15 protein-coding genes are annotated in these 15,728 nt (G+C 68.5%); all 15 read right to left on the bottom strand.

The window, feature by feature from the left end:
* Nucleotides 1-357 (bottom strand): hypothetical protein (locus SFHG_RS10850; RefSeq protein WP_042436334.1); only part of this gene is annotated, 357 nt, incomplete at its 3' end.
* A gap of 88 nt (nucleotides 358-445) precedes the next feature.
* Nucleotides 446-1,945, bottom strand: coding sequence for a hypothetical protein (locus tag SFHG_RS08410; protein ID WP_042436332.1), 1,500 nt, complete (start codon nucleotides 1,943-1,945; stop codon nucleotides 446-448).
* Nucleotides 1,942-2,430 carry a hypothetical protein gene (locus SFHG_RS08405; RefSeq protein ID WP_042436330.1) on the bottom strand — a complete coding sequence of 163 codons (489 nt, stop codon included), beginning with the start codon at nucleotides 2,428-2,430 and terminating at the stop codon, nucleotides 1,942-1,944. The genes SFHG_RS08410 and SFHG_RS08405 overlap by 4 nt, the downstream gene beginning before the upstream one ends.
* Nucleotides 2,427-4,412, bottom strand: coding sequence for a hypothetical protein (locus tag SFHG_RS08400; protein ID WP_042436328.1), 1,986 nt, complete (start codon nucleotides 4,410-4,412; stop codon nucleotides 2,427-2,429). The genes SFHG_RS08405 and SFHG_RS08400 overlap by 4 nt, the downstream gene beginning before the upstream one ends.
* Nucleotides 4,413-4,459: 47 nt before the next feature.
* Nucleotides 4,460-5,446: a hypothetical protein gene (locus SFHG_RS08395; protein ID WP_042436326.1), complete on the bottom strand. Its 987-nt coding sequence runs from the start codon at nucleotides 5,444-5,446 to the stop codon at nucleotides 4,460-4,462.
* A 24-nt stretch (nucleotides 5,447-5,470) separates the two neighbouring features.
* Complete coding sequence (locus tag SFHG_RS10845; RefSeq protein WP_042436325.1) at nucleotides 5,471-6,592, bottom strand: NlpC/P60 family protein; 1,122 nt, start codon at nucleotides 6,590-6,592, stop codon at nucleotides 5,471-5,473.
* Nucleotides 6,589-8,448 carry a VirB4 family type IV secretion system protein gene (locus tag SFHG_RS10840; protein ID WP_042436324.1) on the bottom strand — a complete coding sequence of 620 codons (1,860 nt, stop codon included), beginning with the start codon at nucleotides 8,446-8,448 and terminating at the stop codon, nucleotides 6,589-6,591. The genes SFHG_RS10845 and SFHG_RS10840 overlap by 4 nt, the downstream gene beginning before the upstream one ends.
* Entirely contained in the window at nucleotides 8,432-9,115 is a 684-nt protein-coding gene (locus SFHG_RS08380; RefSeq protein ID WP_042436322.1) for a hypothetical protein, read from the bottom strand. The genes SFHG_RS10840 and SFHG_RS08380 overlap by 17 nt, the downstream gene beginning before the upstream one ends.
* A 21-nt stretch (nucleotides 9,116-9,136) precedes the next feature.
* Nucleotides 9,137-9,727 (bottom strand): hypothetical protein, encoded by a 591-nt coding sequence (locus SFHG_RS08375; protein WP_042436320.1) that lies wholly within the window; start codon nucleotides 9,725-9,727, stop codon nucleotides 9,137-9,139.
* The gene (locus tag SFHG_RS08370) at nucleotides 9,717-10,268 is read right to left on the bottom strand and encodes a DUF4176 domain-containing protein (protein WP_162096581.1); all 552 of its coding nucleotides are present in this window, start codon (nucleotides 10,266-10,268) and stop codon (nucleotides 9,717-9,719) included. Before SFHG_RS08370 ends, SFHG_RS08375 begins: the two co-directional genes overlap by 11 nt.
* 20 nt (nucleotides 10,269-10,288) lie before the next feature.
* The gene (locus SFHG_RS08365; protein ID WP_042436316.1) at nucleotides 10,289-10,885 is read right to left on the bottom strand and encodes a hypothetical protein; all 597 of its coding nucleotides are present in this window, start codon (nucleotides 10,883-10,885) and stop codon (nucleotides 10,289-10,291) included.
* A gap of 4 nt (nucleotides 10,886-10,889) precedes the next feature.
* A complete protein-coding gene (locus tag SFHG_RS08360) occupies nucleotides 10,890-11,855 on the bottom strand; it encodes a hypothetical protein (RefSeq protein ID WP_042436314.1) in 966 nt (321 codons plus the stop codon).
* 12 nt (nucleotides 11,856-11,867) lie between these two features.
* Entirely contained in the window at nucleotides 11,868-12,242 is a 375-nt protein-coding gene (locus SFHG_RS08355; protein ID WP_042436312.1) for a hypothetical protein, read from the bottom strand.
* Nucleotides 12,243-12,472: 230 nt separating this feature from the next.
* On the bottom strand, nucleotides 12,473-15,322 hold the full coding sequence (locus SFHG_RS08350) for a type IV secretory system conjugative DNA transfer family protein (RefSeq protein ID WP_042436311.1): 2,850 nt from the start codon (nucleotides 15,320-15,322) through the stop codon (nucleotides 12,473-12,475).
* A gap of 1 nt (nucleotide 15,323) precedes the next feature.
* Nucleotides 15,324-15,659, bottom strand: coding sequence for a hypothetical protein (locus SFHG_RS08345; RefSeq protein WP_042436309.1), 336 nt, complete (start codon nucleotides 15,657-15,659; stop codon nucleotides 15,324-15,326).
* Nucleotides 15,660-15,728: the final 69 nt, after the last annotated feature.

Here is a 15,728-nt window from a genome sequence, read left to right as displayed (position 1 = left end):
GGGTATGGACGGCGGCACATCCCAGCGCGGGGGCACCGCGCGGGACGACGGGTCCTTCTCGGGGAGCTCCAGGCCGGCATCGCGGATCGCGGCGGCGAGCTCCGGGTCCAGCGTCCCCGCACGCGCCATTGCCTGCTTGAGGCGCAGCCACATGCCCGCCGCCTCGGCCCTGTCGGCGTCGGCGCCGCTCGCCGGGGGAGCCCCCGGCGAGCAGAGCTCCTTGGCCGCCGCGAGGCTCTTGGCGTCCCACTTGGCCTCCTTGCGCCGGTGGCCTCGCAGGATCGCGCGGGACGCCGCCGTGTGCGTTGCCGCCGCGGCGGCCGCCGCGAGCGCCGCGGCTATCGGCGCGATGGCCATAGGCTCCCCCTTTCCTGCGTGTAACACGATGTTAGCACCATAATAGCACCGGTGCGACGATAAGGCGCGCGGCGGGCCCGCCGGCGGCCTAGCCCTCGCGGCGCACCCAGACGGCGTACAGGTCCGACCTGTACGCCTCGTCCATCCCGGCTATCTCCATCTGCCTCGCCGTGTCGTAGCCCTGCTCGTCGGCCGAGATCACGGCGAACTCGAAATCGTGCCTCGCCAGCAGCTCGGAGAGGGGGATCTTCCCGGCCCTCATGTCCAGGAACTCCCCGGCTATGTCGTCGCCGCCGTTGACCTCCGGGCACCAGAGCTCCGCCCGGGCGTCCATGTACGGCCGGTACCCCATGAACTCGAGGTACGCACCTTCGTTGAAGCTGGCGTACCCGCATGCCCCGGGCTCGACGCCGGCGTCCTCGAGGGCCTGCACGCATGCGGCCTGATCGGCCTGCTTCTCGGTCGCATCGGCTTGCGGGTGGGTCGACAGGGCGCAGGCGGCCAGGGCGCAGGCGAGGGTCGCCGCGGCCGTGGCGTTCACCGCGAGCATGGCCCGCGACGGGCGCGCGCCCGCGGCGGGCGGCCTGGCCTCGATCGCGGAGGACAGCACCATGGCGGCGGCGGTGTAGAGCAGGAAGCAGACCCTCACCGAGGCCAGCGAGCCCGCCCACAGCCCCACGAGCAGCGCGTCCTCCATGCGCACCCGCCAACGCTTGCGGGGATCGGCCGACGGCCCGGGGTAGCCCGTCCTCATCCACCAGAAGGCGGCGGGCATGGCGAGCGCCGGCCAGCCGGCGAACGTGTTGGCGGACGCAGGCGAAAGCTCGCCTATGCCGAAGGCGGACAGCGCCGGGGCCGAGAGCGAGGCGAAGACGTACGTCAGCATGCCGGGGCCGTACGGGTTCGCGCACGCGGCCAGGGCGCCGGCGGCCAGCGCCGCCAGGAGAGGCGCCCTTTTCCCCTTCGCCCGCCAATCGAGCAAGGCGCATGCCGCGGGCATGAGCGCCACCGGCCACATCGATCCGTGCAGGTTCGCGAGCGCCAGCGAGCAAGCGGGCGCGGCCGCCAGCGCCCGCTTCGGCCCGCCGTCCAGGTACGTGGCCGCCGAAAGGAGGCAGGCGGCCAGCGCGATCGCGTCGAAGGCGCGCGGCGTCGACCTGGTCATCAGCATCGACAGGACGCACGCGGCGGCCACGAGCAGCCCGGCGCGCAGGCCGAGCGCCTCCTTGCCGGCGTACCGGGCCGACGCCTTCCACAGGAACGCCGCTGAGGCCGCCGTGAGGGCCATGTAGATGCCCTCGACCCCCGCGCGGCCGAAGGCGTCGAACGCCGCCGCGTCCACGACGCAGGTCAGCCATTGCTGCGAGAGGTAGGGAAGCCCTTCGTGGGATGACAGGGGGTCTGTCGTCGAGAGCCCGTTGGCTATGATGTCGCGGCCGGTGGCGACGAGGAAGTACATGTCCCCGTCGAAGAACAGGCCGGCCTGCGCCGAAAGCGCGATGAAGAAGGCCAGCATCGCCGCCGGCATCAGGGCGTCGGCGGTGCGGGTGCTCGCCGCCAGCGCCGCTGCGCGGCTGGCTGCGCTCACCCTACGATTCCTGAGCCTATGAGGGCCAGGGCGACCCCGACGACGATGAGCGCCGCCGGGATGGCGATGCGTGGGATGCGCCTGGCGCCCTGCTTCTCCTCGCCGGCCGGCTTCTCCTCGGTGTCCTCGGGCCCGCCCGGCTTTCGCTTTTCGGGCTTTTCAGCCGCAGGCGGTTTCTCCTCGCCGACCGCGGCCTTTCCGGCCTCCCATCGGCGCACCGCCTCCAGCGCGGCCTCGAGGGCCGCGGCCCGGGTCTTCTCGGACTCCTCCTTTATCAGGTCGGACAGGCCGTCGAGCTTCTCGTCCATGCGCGCCGCCACTATGAGGATGGCGACCGCCACGGTCTGGTTGGCCTCGAACACCTCCGGGTTCGACATCATGATCTCGGTTACCGCGTCGAGCGCGTTGTCGGCGTCGGGCAGGGACATGATGGCCTGCTCGATCACGGCGTCCTCGGGCTCGACCGCCATCGTCTCCGCGCTCACAGCCTGACCTCCGTCGCGCCTGCCTGCGCCGCCGCGCGCGCCTGCCTGCGCGCCGTCTCGGCGGCGCGGCGCTCCATCGCCTGCTCGCGGGTCGCGCCCTTCGCGTGCGCCCAACCTTTGTGCGACTCGATCAGCGCATCGAGGTCGGGCCCCGCCTCGACGGGCTCGGTCGCCTCGGAGCCGTCGGGCTTGACCAGCGCGACCCATCTCGGCTTCGGCTCCCGCTCGGCGCGCTCCTCGCCCGCGGCGGGCGCGGCCTGGGCGTCCGCCGGCTTTGCGCCGAAGATCACGCGCGGGACGGATGCGCTCAGGTCCCTGGGCAGCATCCCCGCGGCGACGGCGGACATGTCCGACGGGCCGCCTTTAACCCATCCGCAAGGCGCGGGGCGCTCGACGGCGCCCGCCGCGCCGAGGCGCTTGGCGAGGTCGGAAGCCGGCCGGGCCTGGCCGGGGAGGCACGCGACCGTCCACGTCGCGTCGAGCTTGGCGCTGAGCTCGCGGCAGCGCTGCCAGCTCCAAGGCGTCGCGGGAGCGGCGAGCGCCTTGACGTCGATCTTGCCGCCGGGCCACGCTTCCGGGTCCGGGTTCCCGCCGATCCAGCCCAGGTCTGCGACGACGCGGCCGCGCGTCGGCACCTTCTCGCCCGGAGACGGGAACGACACGCCGGCTATCTCGAGAGGCCCTGCGGGCTTGCCCGCGGCGCGGCGCAGCGCGTCGTGGGCGTCGGCGTCCGCGAAGACGCAGCTCACCTTCTCCTGGGGGGCCGCCTTGGCGAGCCACAGCGCGCACTCGACGGCCAGGGCCGCCGACGCGCCGTCGTCTGCCGCCCCGGCGACGACCATCGTGTGCTTCAGGCGCGCCAGGTCCGGGTCGATCCCCGCGCGCGCGAGGTTGGCCGCCATGTCCTCCTCGATGCTCTCCGACAGCTTCTTGGCCAAAGCCTCGAACTTCGCCTCGAGCTTGGCGTCGAAGATCTCGCCGGCGCCGGCGGCGGGCTCGGGCCGAGGCGGCTCGGCGGCGTCTTTCCGCCTGCCTAATGCGCCTTCTTCGCGTTTATCGTCCTTCTCGCGGCGCAGGGGCACGCGACCGCCTTCGCCCTCGGGGCGCGCCTCGGCGGGGCGCACGGCCGGCCTTTCCGGCTCCTTCGCGCTCCTGCACTTCCTGAGCATCTCGCCGTATCGCGCGAGCGCGGCGTCGTCGCCGGTCTGCCGCGCGCTTTGCGCCGGCTGGGCCTCGGCCGCGGCTTTCCCGGCCAGGTCCGCTCGGGGCGCCGGCTCGTAGGCGGCGCCTGCGTCCTCGCGCTCCTTCGATGCCGCGGGCGCGACGGCCGGGGCGGCGCCTTCGGCTTTGCGCGGGGACGGCATGTACCCGCCGGCGGCGGGCTTTGCGGCCGGCACTGCCTGGGCCGGCTCCTCGTTCAGGCTCGGCCTCGGGTTCGGGACGTAACCGAGGCTGCGGGCCGGCAGGTCGATCTTCTCGGTCTTGTCGGCCGCTTGAGCGGGCTTGCGCCTCCCGAAGATCGAGCTCGCGAGGCCGCGCCTCGGCTTCTTGGCCTCTTCGGGCTCGAGCCAGCGCGCGCAATCGGCGTAGGAGGCGGGGGACTGGACGGCCTTTTCGATGCCGCCCAGCGCGTCCGGGCCGGCCGCGGGGCCGACGATGTCGTACACCTCGGCCGAGATGAGCTTGCGGATGAACTCGTCGCCCGGCTCGCGCTCGGCGCCGGCGACGAAGATGAGCTGCGTGCCGCGGCTCTTCTGCGACGACAGGAACGAGAGCACGTCGGCCTCGTTTACGTCCTTGTACGGCATGCCGTCGTCGTAGATCACGACGACGTCGATCCCCATGGCGGCCTGCTCGCTCAAAAACCTCCTCACGTCGGGGTTGGGGTCTGAATACATGATGGAGTTCGGCGGCAGGAGCTTCTGAAGCTGCGGGATGCCCTCCTCGCCCGTCAGCGCCGCGAACGTCTTCTCGGTTTCCATCGTCAGGTCCTTTCGTTTGCTCGCCGGCTCATCGAGCCGTCCTTTGCTTAACCTTCAAGCGACATCCCGAACTGCTTCGCCGATTCGGACCATGTCGCCTCGATCGTCCAGCTGCCGCCGGAGCCGTCGGAGCACTGGATCTCCCAAGCGCCCCCGTCCGACGCCGAGAGCGGCACCCAGCATTGGGACGGGTCGGCTGCGAGGCCCTTCGTCTTCGAGAATCCCGTGACCGCGGACGCGAGCGCCCCGGCTGCGTCGGCGGGCATCGCCTGCTTGAGGGCCTCGACGTCGTCGACCCTGGCGGCGGCAACGTTGCTGCGCCCGTCGACGGTCGCCTGCTCGCGGCTCTGCACCGCGGCCCCCGAGCTGTACACCGGTTGGGCGGCCTCTTCCGATTGGGCGGCGGCGTAGTTGACCTCGGGGAGGCCCTGCGGCATGTCGCAGGGCGAGAACGAGAACGTCCTCTCCGCAGGGTCGAACGCTACCTCGTAGAAGCGCTCGCCTGATGGGCACGAGACCCAGCAGACCTGCTCGGACCCCCGCTGCTCGATCTTCGAGTAGCACATCGCGGGCGCGCCGGACGGGGCGCCCTGCCCGTCGAGGTAGCTCGACAGCTCCTGCTCGAGCCTTTCCCTCGACTCCTCCGACAGGTGGGCGAGCGCGTCGGCGTTCGCGAGCTTGTGGGTCGCCGCCTCGGCGCGCTCGGCGCCTTGGGGGGCAGCCTGGCCGGTTCGGGGCTCCTCGCCGTCTTGGGCGTCCTCGCCCGTGACGCTGCAGGTCGCGAAGGCGGCCAAGGCGAAGGCCGCGATGGCTATCAGGCATCCGGCGGCGGCGAGCGCGGCGAAGCGCCGCTCTCGCCGGTCCGCCGGCAGCTTCGATATCTTGCCGTCGAAGGCGTCCGCGTACCCTTTGGCTGCGCCCTGGTCGTCGATCGGCCTGCCCCAGCCGTCGAGGCGGGGCCTTATCGGCTTGCCCCACATGTCGAGGGGGCCGCCGTCCCGGCCCTCCTCCTTCCTTCTCCCGAGAAAACCCATGCGGGCCTCCTTTCGAATCCTGCGTCACCTCAAGAGGGCCGAGCAGCCGAACGCCCCGCCGGAAGACGATCCGGCCGATCCCGTCGACGTCCCTGCGGGCGGGCGCGCCCTGTACTGCCATTTCGTGTAGCTGTTCGGCCGGCGGGCTATCTCGGTCCCGCTCGAGTCGCCCGGCGCGCCGTCGAAGTCTCCCACGGAGTCCACCACGTTCCCGTCGCCGGCGTAGAAGGCGACGTGCCCGTTGCTTTGGCTGTAGTGGTAGATGAGGATGTCGCCGGGCTGGATCTCTTCTGCGTCGTACGGCGCGACGTCCCAGCCCATCTTCGAGAGGCCCTCTGCGGCGGCGCCCGTCCCGGTGCCGTCCTTGAAGCCCCAGGGCGAGATGTCCCAGCCGTTTTGCTTCAGGCACCACTTCACGAAGCCCTGGCAGTCGAACTCGTCCGGGCCCATCGACCCTGTCCGGTACCCGTGGGAGTCGTCCTCGGCGACCTGCATCGCGGTGGTGAGGTACCCGTCGCCGCCGACCGCCGACGACGAGCAGCCGCCCAGGCCGTCCCCGTCGGCCTTGCCGCCGGTGCCGTAGTTGCGGCAGGAGTTGACGGCCTTGCCGCCCCACTCGCCTTTCCAGGCCGACGAGCCGGGGTTGCCCCGCTGCATGTAGACCGAGCGCTTGACCTCGAACTCGATGACGTTGACGGTCCCGCCCGTCATGTGGCCCCATTTCGTGTAGTTGGCGTCGCCCGAGCTTTTGGCGTCGGCTATGATCGACGGGATCTCGGTGCCGTCCTCCAGCACCCAGACCACCTTGTCGCCGACCGAGCCGAACGTCTCGGAGCAGGCGACGAGGTACAGGCCGTCTATGACGGCGATGCCGTCATCCCATTCCGACCCGGCGTCCTGCCACTGCGAGCACACCGCCTCCTGCTGGGTCCCCGACGCCCATCGTCCCGCGAAGTCGTCGTAGCACGTCACCGTGTACACGCCTTTCTGCGGCACGTCTGCGGGCACGGTGATCAGGGTGCAGTCTCCCGAGATGGACCTCGAGCCTTCGTCTATGCAGCCCGACATCCCCGGGATTCCGCAGGCGACGAGGAGCAGCGAGAGCGCGCAGGCGGCTGCCTTCGCGGCGGTGCCTGCGCGCCTCACTTGCCGCCGCCCTTGCCGAACATCTCGAGCTCCCAGTCCTTGAGGGTCACGTTCACCCAGCTCTTCTCCGCGCCGGCCTGCACGATCATCTTCCCCCGCCTGGTGGACGCCAGCTTGGCGGCCACCTCGTCGGGGATGCCGAGCAGCTGCTTGACGTGCCACAGGTTGCCACCGGGGGCGTCGTCGGTGGCCTTGCCGAAGAAGCGGTAGGTCGAGTTGTAGACCACTGAGCGCCCGGCGGACTCGATGGATTCGTCCATCATGTCGATGACCTGGGGCGTTATGCACATCATCCCGCCTCCGTACTTTCGGATGCGCTGCACGATGTTCTTTATCTGGTACGCCGCCTCCAGCGACTGCTTGTTCATGATCGTGTGCAGCTCGTCGCAGACGATCCTCAGGTACTGGTCGGAGAAGCGTCCGCTCTTGCACTCGGACCAGGTCCACGTCAGGATGTTGTAGTACTGCGCGCGCATGATGTCCTTGTCCGCCGACAGGCCCTGGGTGTCGATGACGATGAAGTCTGTCGAAGGCGAGAACGACGTCCTGGAGTTCCACAGCGCCCGATCGCGCCCGATCGCGGCCGGGCGTATGGTCAGCGCGAGCCGCTCGAACTCCGCGGAGAAGTCCGGCAGCGCCTCGGCCATCTCGAGCAGCTTGTCGTAGAGCTCGACCATGATCGGGTAGGACAGGCCGCGCCGGCGGTAATCGGCGAAGGTCGTCTCCGGGTATATGCCGTAGTCCCCGTAAAGGCTCTCCAGGGCGGCGTCCAGATAGTCGATGAGGTCGTCGGGGATGCGGTACGCCATCTTCAGGAAGGTCATCAAAAACGGCAAGGTCGATGCGAGGACGAGCTCCTTGCCGGAGCTCTCCGCGTCGACCTCCTCGCCGTCCTCGCCGATCACGCCTATGTTGCGCGGCTCGAAGGGCGAGAACTTGCTGTCGACGCCGACGCGGCTCACCTCGCCGCCGCAGCTCAGCGCGAGCCGGCCCCATTCGCCTTCGGGGTCGTTGGGGACGATGACCTTGGTGCCGAGCACGACGTGCTCGGTCAGCACGATCTTCTTTCCCGTGGCGGACTTTCCCGAGCCGGTCTCGCCGGTGATGAATATGTTGCCGTTCGGGAGCTCCTCGGTGTGAACGGTGCAGTTGAGGCGGATTATCCCGCCGCGGTCGTCTATGCCGATCTCCACGCCTGCGAGGTGGTCGAGGCCGGACGTGCCGGTCGGCAGGCCCCAGGCTATCGTGATCGCCGGAAGGGGCACCGAGCTCGTCTTGAGGGAGTACCAGTCGTCGGCGAGCATGGGGGACGCGCCGAGGAACGCCTCTCTCGTGTTGAAGATCTGGTGGACCGCCCCGTTGCCGTAGTGCGACAGCGAGCTTTTGAGGTAGTCCTCCATCTCGTCGAGCTTCTCCCTGCCCGTGCTTCGCAGGATCACGTAGCAGACCGTGTCGAACATCTTGGCGTTGTCCTCGACCAGCAGCGCCGCCATCTCGTTGGCGTGGGCAGCCTCCCGGCGCTTCTTCATGATGTCGGTGTAGCTCATCATGCCCTCGCCGTACGTCGACTCGGCCATGGCGATGGACCTGTTGATCTGCTCGGCGAGCTTTCCGGAGCTTGCGGGGCGGCACACTATGGCGACCGGCGCGCGCAGCTCCTCGCTCGCGACGAAGCCGTCGCACCAGCCGAGGGTCTGCTGCTCGCGGAACTTGTTCACCACCATGGGCCGGAAGTAGACGTCGTCGGAGACGCCCCACGTGTCGTTGAACTGCAGGCGGCCGGGCGAGATAGAGTTGATGAGGTACGGGTTCTCGGCGGGGCCCGCCTCGGCGGCGCGCTTATAGCTTCTTGCCATCATCGGCTCCTAACGCGGAGGGGCAGGACATGGTGTACCCGAGGGAGCTTCCGGCTACCGCCGAAGGCGTGAGGTACAGCTCGAGGAGCGTTCTCACGTCGGACTCCTCGGCGCGGCGCGCGGGCTCGCCCAGCTTCTCGTCGCACATCTTCTCCACCATGTCCATCGTGCGCCTGGCCTGCTCCTCCGGCGTCTTCGCGGAAAAGCGCAGGGCGACCCAGTTGGGCCAGACGGTCCGGGTGCCGCTCGTGGCCTCGCGCACGGCGTCGGGCCTCATGTGCTGCTCCAAGATCTTGACCTTCAGCTCGGCCGCCTCCCTCGCCTGAGGCGTCGGGGCCGAGAACATGGCGGACCGCTCGCGGGAGATGGCGCGGTCGATCTGGGTGAGCTGCTGGGCCGCCGGCGCCGGCAGCGGGTACTTGAGGAACGCGAACTCCACGGGGATGGACGCTATGACGTCGGCCATCGCGTACGCCTCGTCCTTCTTCTGCTCCTCGGTGTAGAGGCTGTGGTTGATCCCCGGCAGCTCCAGGAAGCCGACGCGGGAGCCGTCCTTCATGATCGCGTACGGCCCTTTGACGTCGGCGATCGGGAGGACGTCCTGCACGATGGCCGTCTTTTTGCGCCCGGCCTGCCTCCTCCTCGCGCCAGTTTTTCTCTTTTCCATCCCGTGTCTCCTAACCCGACGTCAGCCGGCGCGCTCCAGAAAGCCGCGCGGGTCCGACTCGAAGGCGCTCTGCGCCTTCCTGTGCCTGCGTATCCTTTTGATCTCCCTCGCCACGGTCGTTCCGCGGGAGAACTCGATGTTCAGCGCGATCGTCGCGATGATGGGGAGCAGGAAGAAGATCACCCATCTGGGCAGCATGGGCATGATCGGCCTGAGCTCCGGCGTCGTCTGAGGCACCATGGCCCTCAGGTCGTCGTCGGCCGTGCCCGCGGTTATCCCGAGCTCGGCGGCGCGCTGGGCGTCCTGCCGCTCGGAGTCCGTCACGTCGATCGCCGAGAGCGAGGCCGCGCCCGCGGCCTTCATCCTCGAGTCCAGGCTTTTCACCGTGGCCCGCACCTGCTCCAGCTCCGCGACCTGGGCCATCCTCTCCGAGTTGCCCATCGGGACCTCCTCCACGTGCTTGATCGCCCCGAGCGAGAAGGCGAGCAGCGCGCCGAGCGCGGCGGCGAGGGCGACCTTGCCCCATTCCGCGCCTCCCAGCAGCAAGACGGTCGCCCTGGTCTTCAGCGGCCTGAACGCCGGCATCGTGTCAGGGCGGGCGCTAGCCTGCATCGACGTCCCCCTTCGCGGCTTTGACGCCGTCTCCCAGCGCGTCGGCCATCAGCTCGCCGAGGCATGAGGCGGACGCCTGCCCGGATTCCTTCGCCGCCATGAGGGCCTCGTTCGCGCGGGACTCCAGCTCGTCTGAGTAGCCGACGTGGAGGACCTTGGCTATCTGGTCGGAGTCGAACACGTAGGACTCGCCGAGGTAGGCGTGCTCGGAGAGGTCGGTGACGTAGCCGGCGGGCCAGTACGCCCCGGCGTAGTCGTAGACGCGCCCGTCGGTCGGCGAGGCCGCGTCGGCCCCGGGAGCGCGAACCATGCTCGCGGTTGGGCGGCGCGCCGTGACCACGAGCTTGATGCCCGCGTCCTCGTAGCGGTCGATGAGGACGACCGACCCCAGCGGCAGGTAGGCGGCTTCGAGGTCGAAGTCGACGCCCTGCTCGGGGTCGTCCTGGCCTTTCCCGCCGCCCGGCCCGCCGCAGCCGGCCAGGGCGGCGCACGCTCCCACGGCCGACAGGGCGGCCGCGCAGGCGAACCCGCGCCTCGTCATGCTCTTTGTCCCGCCGCGCGTCATACGGCGCCTCCTTTGCTCCCGCCGTGCCCGCTGTCCACGAGCAGCTTGTCGCATTTCGCGTAATAGTCCTCAAGGGCCTTCTTGTAGTCGTCGGCCGCCTGCATCTCGGAGTAGGGGTCCGTGCCCTTGGTGGCCGTGAAGGCCGCCGCGGCGGCCTTCACGGCCTCGGCTTCGGAGGACCCGTCGTCGACGAAGCCGCTCGGGAGGTTCCCGCTGTAGGCGTCCCCGTAGTAGTAGTCGCCGTCGGTCGTCCATCCCTGCCTCCAGTCGCTATCGGACCAGGAGTCGGGGATCCACGAGTCTTTGCCGACGGTGCCCGACGAGGCCTGCAGGAACGACCAGCCGGCGTTTCCGGAGGTGACGGCGTTCGACACGGCGAGCCCGCCGCCGCCCAGCAAGAAGCCGATGCAGAGCACGAAACCCGCGATCCTGGCCGCCCGGCCGACCGCCCGGTCGGCTTCCTGGGCGCCCTCGAAAAGCGACAGGGCGTGGCGAAGGAGCGTCACGACGAGCCCGACGAACGCCGCGGCGGCGGTGACCCCGCCGACGGCGACGAGCAGGGTCCTTGCGGCCTCTATGGTCTCGGTTCCCATGGCGCTACGCCTTCTTCGTCGCCGCGGAGGCCGCCGCGCGGGAGGCGTTGCTCACGGCGCCCGCGCCCTGCCTGACCACCATGGCGGCCATCATCGAGGCCGAGCGCGACGACCCGCCTATGAACGTCCAGCGGTCGAGCAGCTGCGGGGCGCCGAGGGCCGCGCCGAACACGGCGAAGCACATCATCATGTTCACCCACGCCTGGCCGTCGAAGGTCAGGATCTCGAGCATCCCGGTTCCGCTGTAGAACGCGCCGAGCATCTTCAGGGCCACCATGAAGAACAGGTACTGGATCCACTGCATGCAGCACATGCCGAATAGGCCGACGAGGAGCTCCCCGGCGGCGTTGCTGTCGCTTTCCATGGCGGACTTGATGGAGATCCACGGGGCGGCCACCGACAGCACGAGCATCTCGATTTGCCGCTTGCATATCTGGTAGATGATCTTTATCGCGAGGAGCAGGCAGGCGAACGAGCATATGGCGCCCGGCAGGCGCTCGAACACGCTGTGGACGAAAGGCCCGGCGAGGTCGCTCACCTTGAAGGTGAGCGCGTCGAAGTCCAGCTCGCCTGCGTTCACGAGCGAGCTGCCGCCGGCGTACGATGCCGACACGATGTCGGATAGCATCGCCTGGCCCGCGTACATGACGAGGTTGCACAGCACCGGCATGAAGCCCACGAGCGCGACCACCGCCACGCTGCGGAACATGTACTCGCCGAGTGAGGCCATCCTGGGCCCGCCGTTCTGCAGCACGCCGTCCCTGATGCCCACGAACACCCTGATGGCGATCGCGGCGACGACGGCGATGCCCTGGCCCCACAGGATCACCGAGTTCACGACGGGGATGTTGATCCAGTTGAGCATGTACGGGGCGACGTTGTTGATCAGCGGCGCGAGTACGAACTGCGAGAGCGCGCCCAGTAAGCAGATGACGCCTATGCCGATGACGGCCGCTATCAGGTAGCCCATCCCTGGCCCCTGCTATTTCGCGACGGTGCCGAGGTCGACGCCCGTGCCGGCTATGGCGGTGAAGCCGTCGACGATGAACGGCATGAAGGCCGCGACGATGCACAGCGCGATGACCGCGATGCACCCGGCGATGCGGCGGTTGAACTCCGGCTTGCCCGTTTCGATGAACATGGGGATGATCTCTTTGACCAGCACGACGAAGGCCACGCCGCCCACTAGCGTGAGGCCTCCGTAGCCGAGGGCCAGAAGGATGCCGCTCACGCTGCCCGTCAGGTCGTTGAGCGTGCTCTGGAACGAGCCGTTCGCGGCGTAGGCCGCCGTCGGCGCCATGGCGGCAACGAGCGCGATTGTCGGGGCGGCCGCGGCCGCTTTTCGGAGTCTGCCCATGATTCCTCCTCGGTCAGGTTTCGTATGCGCATATCTGCGCGAGGAGCGATGGGAAGGGCGGGCCGGCTCGCGGAGGCCGGCGCCCGCGATGGGCGTCCCGCGCCTTTGGCCCGCTTGCCGGCCCTCGGTCGCGATGACCGGCACCGTACGTCCTCGCCAGAAGGACGAAACGATGTTAGCACAAATATGGCACCGGTGCGAAAATGCGACGGTCTGAGGGACGGCGGGGCCTACACCTGCTCGGATCCCATGTCGGGCAGCTGCATCTGCCCGTCGATCGGGGCGCACCGGGGCTTTCGCTGGGCCGGCGTCTTCGCTTTCCGGGCGCCGCCGTCAGCCCCTCCTTTCTCCGGGCCGCGCCCTTTGGCCTCTTTCGCAGGCGCCTCCGTGCTTTCCCGTAGGAACTGGGAGCGCAGGGCGGCGAACCATTTGCGCTCGGCGGCGCGCATCTCGTCGTCCGTGTAGGCCCGTCCGCGCTCGCTCATCTTCTTCAGCTCGGGGTACCACGGCTGGGGCGTGTCGACGTCGCCCTTGTCGAGCCTCGCCATCACCTGCTCGGTCTTCTCCCGATTGTGCTCGGGGTCTCCAAGGCCCATCCTCGCCGAGGCCGCGAGCTCGGACACGTCGGGCAGCGGGACGACGTAGGCCGAGTCCGCGGCGTCGGTGAACGTGACGAGCGCGCCGTAGGACGGCCGCCAGCGGGACACCTCCTCGGGGTAGAGGCGCATGCGCTCGGCGTACGAGACGGATTGGGTGCCGTTCTCCTTGAAGATCGACAGCCTCTTGCCGGACTTCGAGCTCGAGCCGATCTCTATGGTGCAGCGGCCTATATGCTCCGAGAACCATCTTCCGGTGCGCTCGTGGTCGTTCGTCTTGAGGAGCGCGATCATGCCGCACGACCCGATGACGATCTTGTCGTCCGTGTCGTCGTAGGAGCTGGCGAGCTGGGCCATCGATTGGAGGATGAGCAGCCAGCGGATGCCCAGGCCCAGGCAGGAGTTCATCTTCTTGTGGAGGTTCGGTATCGGCGGTATCTGCCCGAACTCCTCGCACAGCAGGTTGACCCTGTAGGGCAGGCGGCCGCCGCGGTCGGCCGCTTCCTCGATCAGCACTTGGTAGAGCTGCTGGATCATGAGGTTCGCGAACATCCCGTAGGTCTCCTTCTCGACCGGGATGATGATGTACACCGCGCATTTCTCGGTCCCGATCCTGCGCGGGTCGAAGTCGGTCTTCGAGGTCATGTAGGAGATGTTGGAGTCGCGGAAGTCTCGCAGCACGGTCTGGGCCGTCGTGATGAACGCCATGCGCTCCTTGTCCACGGTGTTGGCGATCGGGTCGTACGCCTCCCTCGCCGGATGGTTGACGCCGAGCCTGTCGAGCATCATCTCCCACGGCACGTATGTCCTGCCGTTGGGCTTGTCCGGGTCGAGCGGCCTGGCCGAGCAATACTTGCCGAGCATGCGGGAGACCGTCGTCAGGTTGCGCTGGTCGTCCGGCACCGTCTTCCAGGACGCTACCCACAGGATCGCCGACTTCATGTAGGCGCGGGCGCCTTGGTTGAAGTAGCTCGACTGCCCGACATCTTGGGAAGAGGGCAACAGGTGCTCCACGAGGTCTGCCGCGGCGCGGTCCGCGGCGGACCAGTCCGGGCCGCCTTCGGCGCGGACCGCGTCGATGACCTGCTGCATGAAGTTGTACCTGTCGCCGGCGCGCGGCTTGCGGAAGTTGAAGACGACGACCCTGGAGGTCTTGGCGGCGCCTTCCGAGGTGAGGCCCGTGAGCTCGCCTTTGGGGTCGATCGCCACGAAGGACTCCTCCGAGGCCCTCGACAGCAGGTCGATGGTGGGTATGAGGCACCGTCTGGTCTTGCCGGCGCGGGTGTCCGCTATGACGGTGGAGTTCATGTCCTTGGTCGAGTAGACGAGCCTCCTCCCGATCGGCTTCCGCTGCGGCCGCGGCGGGCGTTCGCCCCCGGAAACCCTGCATTTCAACAGCTTGAGCCCCCAGATCACCATGCCGATCCCGTGCGCCGCCACCATCGGCACGCGCTTGCGCCAGGGCTCCTCGATGGAGCCCACCACCACGCCTCCGAGCTGTAAGCCCTCCGCATCCTCCGGGCTGGTCTCGAAAGCCCTTTCGATCTCGTTCGGGTCGTCGATGAGGCGGCCGGACCCGAACTCGTTGTGACCGGCGGGTTTGGGGATGCTGTCCAGCAGCTTGTTCTTGGGCCTCGTGCGCTCTGCGTAGAGGGCGTCGAACCCTTTCTCCAGCCTCCATCCGAGGAGCGTCGCCGCAAACAGCGATGCGAACCATATGGCAGGCGGGGGCGCATAGTGCGCGCATGCGAGGGAAACGGCCCTCCATCCGCTGAGCAGGAAGGATGAGAGGTAGTCGACGAGGTTGCCCAAGGCAAACAGGAGGCCCATTCCCGGCTGACCGAGCGACCACAGGCCGAAAACGGTCATCCATAGGGCGGGCGCGGCGATCAGCGCAACCGCAAGCGCGACGGCGGCGATGCCCGCCAGCCACCCGTAGGCAAGCAGGGTGCCGCGAGGCGGGATCTTCGCCGCAACGTCGTCGACCAGCCGCTTCTTCCTGATGCGGCGGTGCTCGATCACGACGACGTCGTCTCCATCGCCTGCCAGCTCCACCTCCAGAGCGGGCGCGAGCTCGTACTCGAAATACGACAGTTCCTCGTAAGCGCGCTCGAGCTCTTCGGAGATGTCGAAATCCCCGTCCTTTAGGGCCGATGCCACGCCGCGCGAAAGGGAGCCCAAACCGGCCTTGACGCTCCTCCCGTCCAGCGTGGGCGGCGCGGGGGGAGCGGTTTCCACGAACCGGTAGACGCCCGGCGCGAACTCATGGCCGATGTACTCGTTGTCCTCGTGGTCCTCTATGGGGCTGTCCCAGTCCACGTCGATGGTGAACCTGCCGATGCCGCGCCGAACGTCGCAATCTCCGAAAGTGTCTGAGCGCGAGATCGTTCTTATCAGCCTTCCGCTCGGGTCGTACACGCCGACCTTGGCCCCGAAAACCTGCGATCCGTCCTCGGCGTCGACGAGGAAGACGCTGAAATCCATGCTATTCCAGGTTCGAGAGCGTTGCCGCCGGGTTGGAAAGGCCGTCGGCCGCGGATTGGGCGACGGTCGACGCGTCGGCGGGCGACCCCGACAAAATCGACGAGATGATCGACGGGACGTATGGGATGATGAACAATATCACGACGAGGGCTATCAGCGAGGCGATCTTCTGTCCCCTCTGCATCGGGCTGAAGCACACGATGGCGCCTAGAAGCAAGGCGAGCACCATCAGAACGGAGGCGTTCGGGATCAAGCCCCAAAGCCCGTTGACTACCGGCTCGATGAGCTGTTGATTGAAGGTTTGGAAAATGTTGTTGATGATGTCGGCGAGACCCATGGTCGCCTAGCCTTCCTCGCAGGCCTGGCGTGCCGCGGGGTCGCTTTATCTAAATACGGTGCACGGAGA

Source organism: Senegalimassilia anaerobia JC110, from assembly GCF_000236865.1.
GTDB lineage: Bacteria > Actinomycetota > Coriobacteriia > Coriobacteriales > Eggerthellaceae > Senegalimassilia > Senegalimassilia anaerobia.
The sequence above is the reverse complement of the archived record's forward strand: the minus strand, read 5'-3'. Positions and strand labels throughout refer to the sequence as shown.

What these genes read in the sequence shown, in the direction of transcription:
- SFHG_RS10840 (WP_042436324.1), bottom strand. Translation starts at nt 8,448, where the DNA reads ATGGCAAGAAGCTATAAGCGCGCCGCCGAGGCGGGCCCCGCCGAGAAC.
- SFHG_RS08400 (WP_042436328.1), bottom strand. Translation starts at nt 4,412, where the DNA reads ATGGAAACCGAGAAGACGTTCGCGGCGCTGACGGGCGAGGAGGGCATC.
- SFHG_RS08375 (WP_042436320.1), bottom strand. Translation starts at nt 9,727, where the DNA reads ATGCAGGCTAGCGCCCGCCCTGACACGATGCCGGCGTTCAGGCCGCTG.
- SFHG_RS08345 (WP_042436309.1), bottom strand. Translation starts at nt 15,659, where the DNA reads ATGGGTCTCGCCGACATCATCAACAACATTTTCCAAACCTTCAATCAA.
- SFHG_RS08365 (WP_042436316.1), bottom strand. Translation starts at nt 10,885, where the DNA reads ATGGGAACCGAGACCATAGAGGCCGCAAGGACCCTGCTCGTCGCCGTC.
- SFHG_RS08395 (WP_042436326.1), bottom strand. Translation starts at nt 5,446, where the DNA reads ATGGGTTTTCTCGGGAGAAGGAAGGAGGAGGGCCGGGACGGCGGCCCC.
- SFHG_RS08350 (WP_042436311.1), bottom strand. Translation starts at nt 15,322, where the DNA reads ATGGATTTCAGCGTCTTCCTCGTCGACGCCGAGGACGGATCGCAGGTT.
- SFHG_RS08360 (WP_042436314.1), bottom strand. Translation starts at nt 11,855, where the DNA reads ATGGGCTACCTGATAGCGGCCGTCATCGGCATAGGCGTCATCTGCTTA.
- SFHG_RS08355 (WP_042436312.1), bottom strand. Translation starts at nt 12,242, where the DNA reads ATGGGCAGACTCCGAAAAGCGGCCGCGGCCGCCCCGACAATCGCGCTC.
- SFHG_RS08380 (WP_042436322.1), bottom strand. Translation starts at nt 9,115, where the DNA reads ATGGAAAAGAGAAAAACTGGCGCGAGGAGGAGGCAGGCCGGGCGCAAA.
- SFHG_RS08370 (WP_162096581.1), bottom strand. Translation starts at nt 10,268, where the DNA reads ATGACGAGGCGCGGGTTCGCCTGCGCGGCCGCCCTGTCGGCCGTGGGA.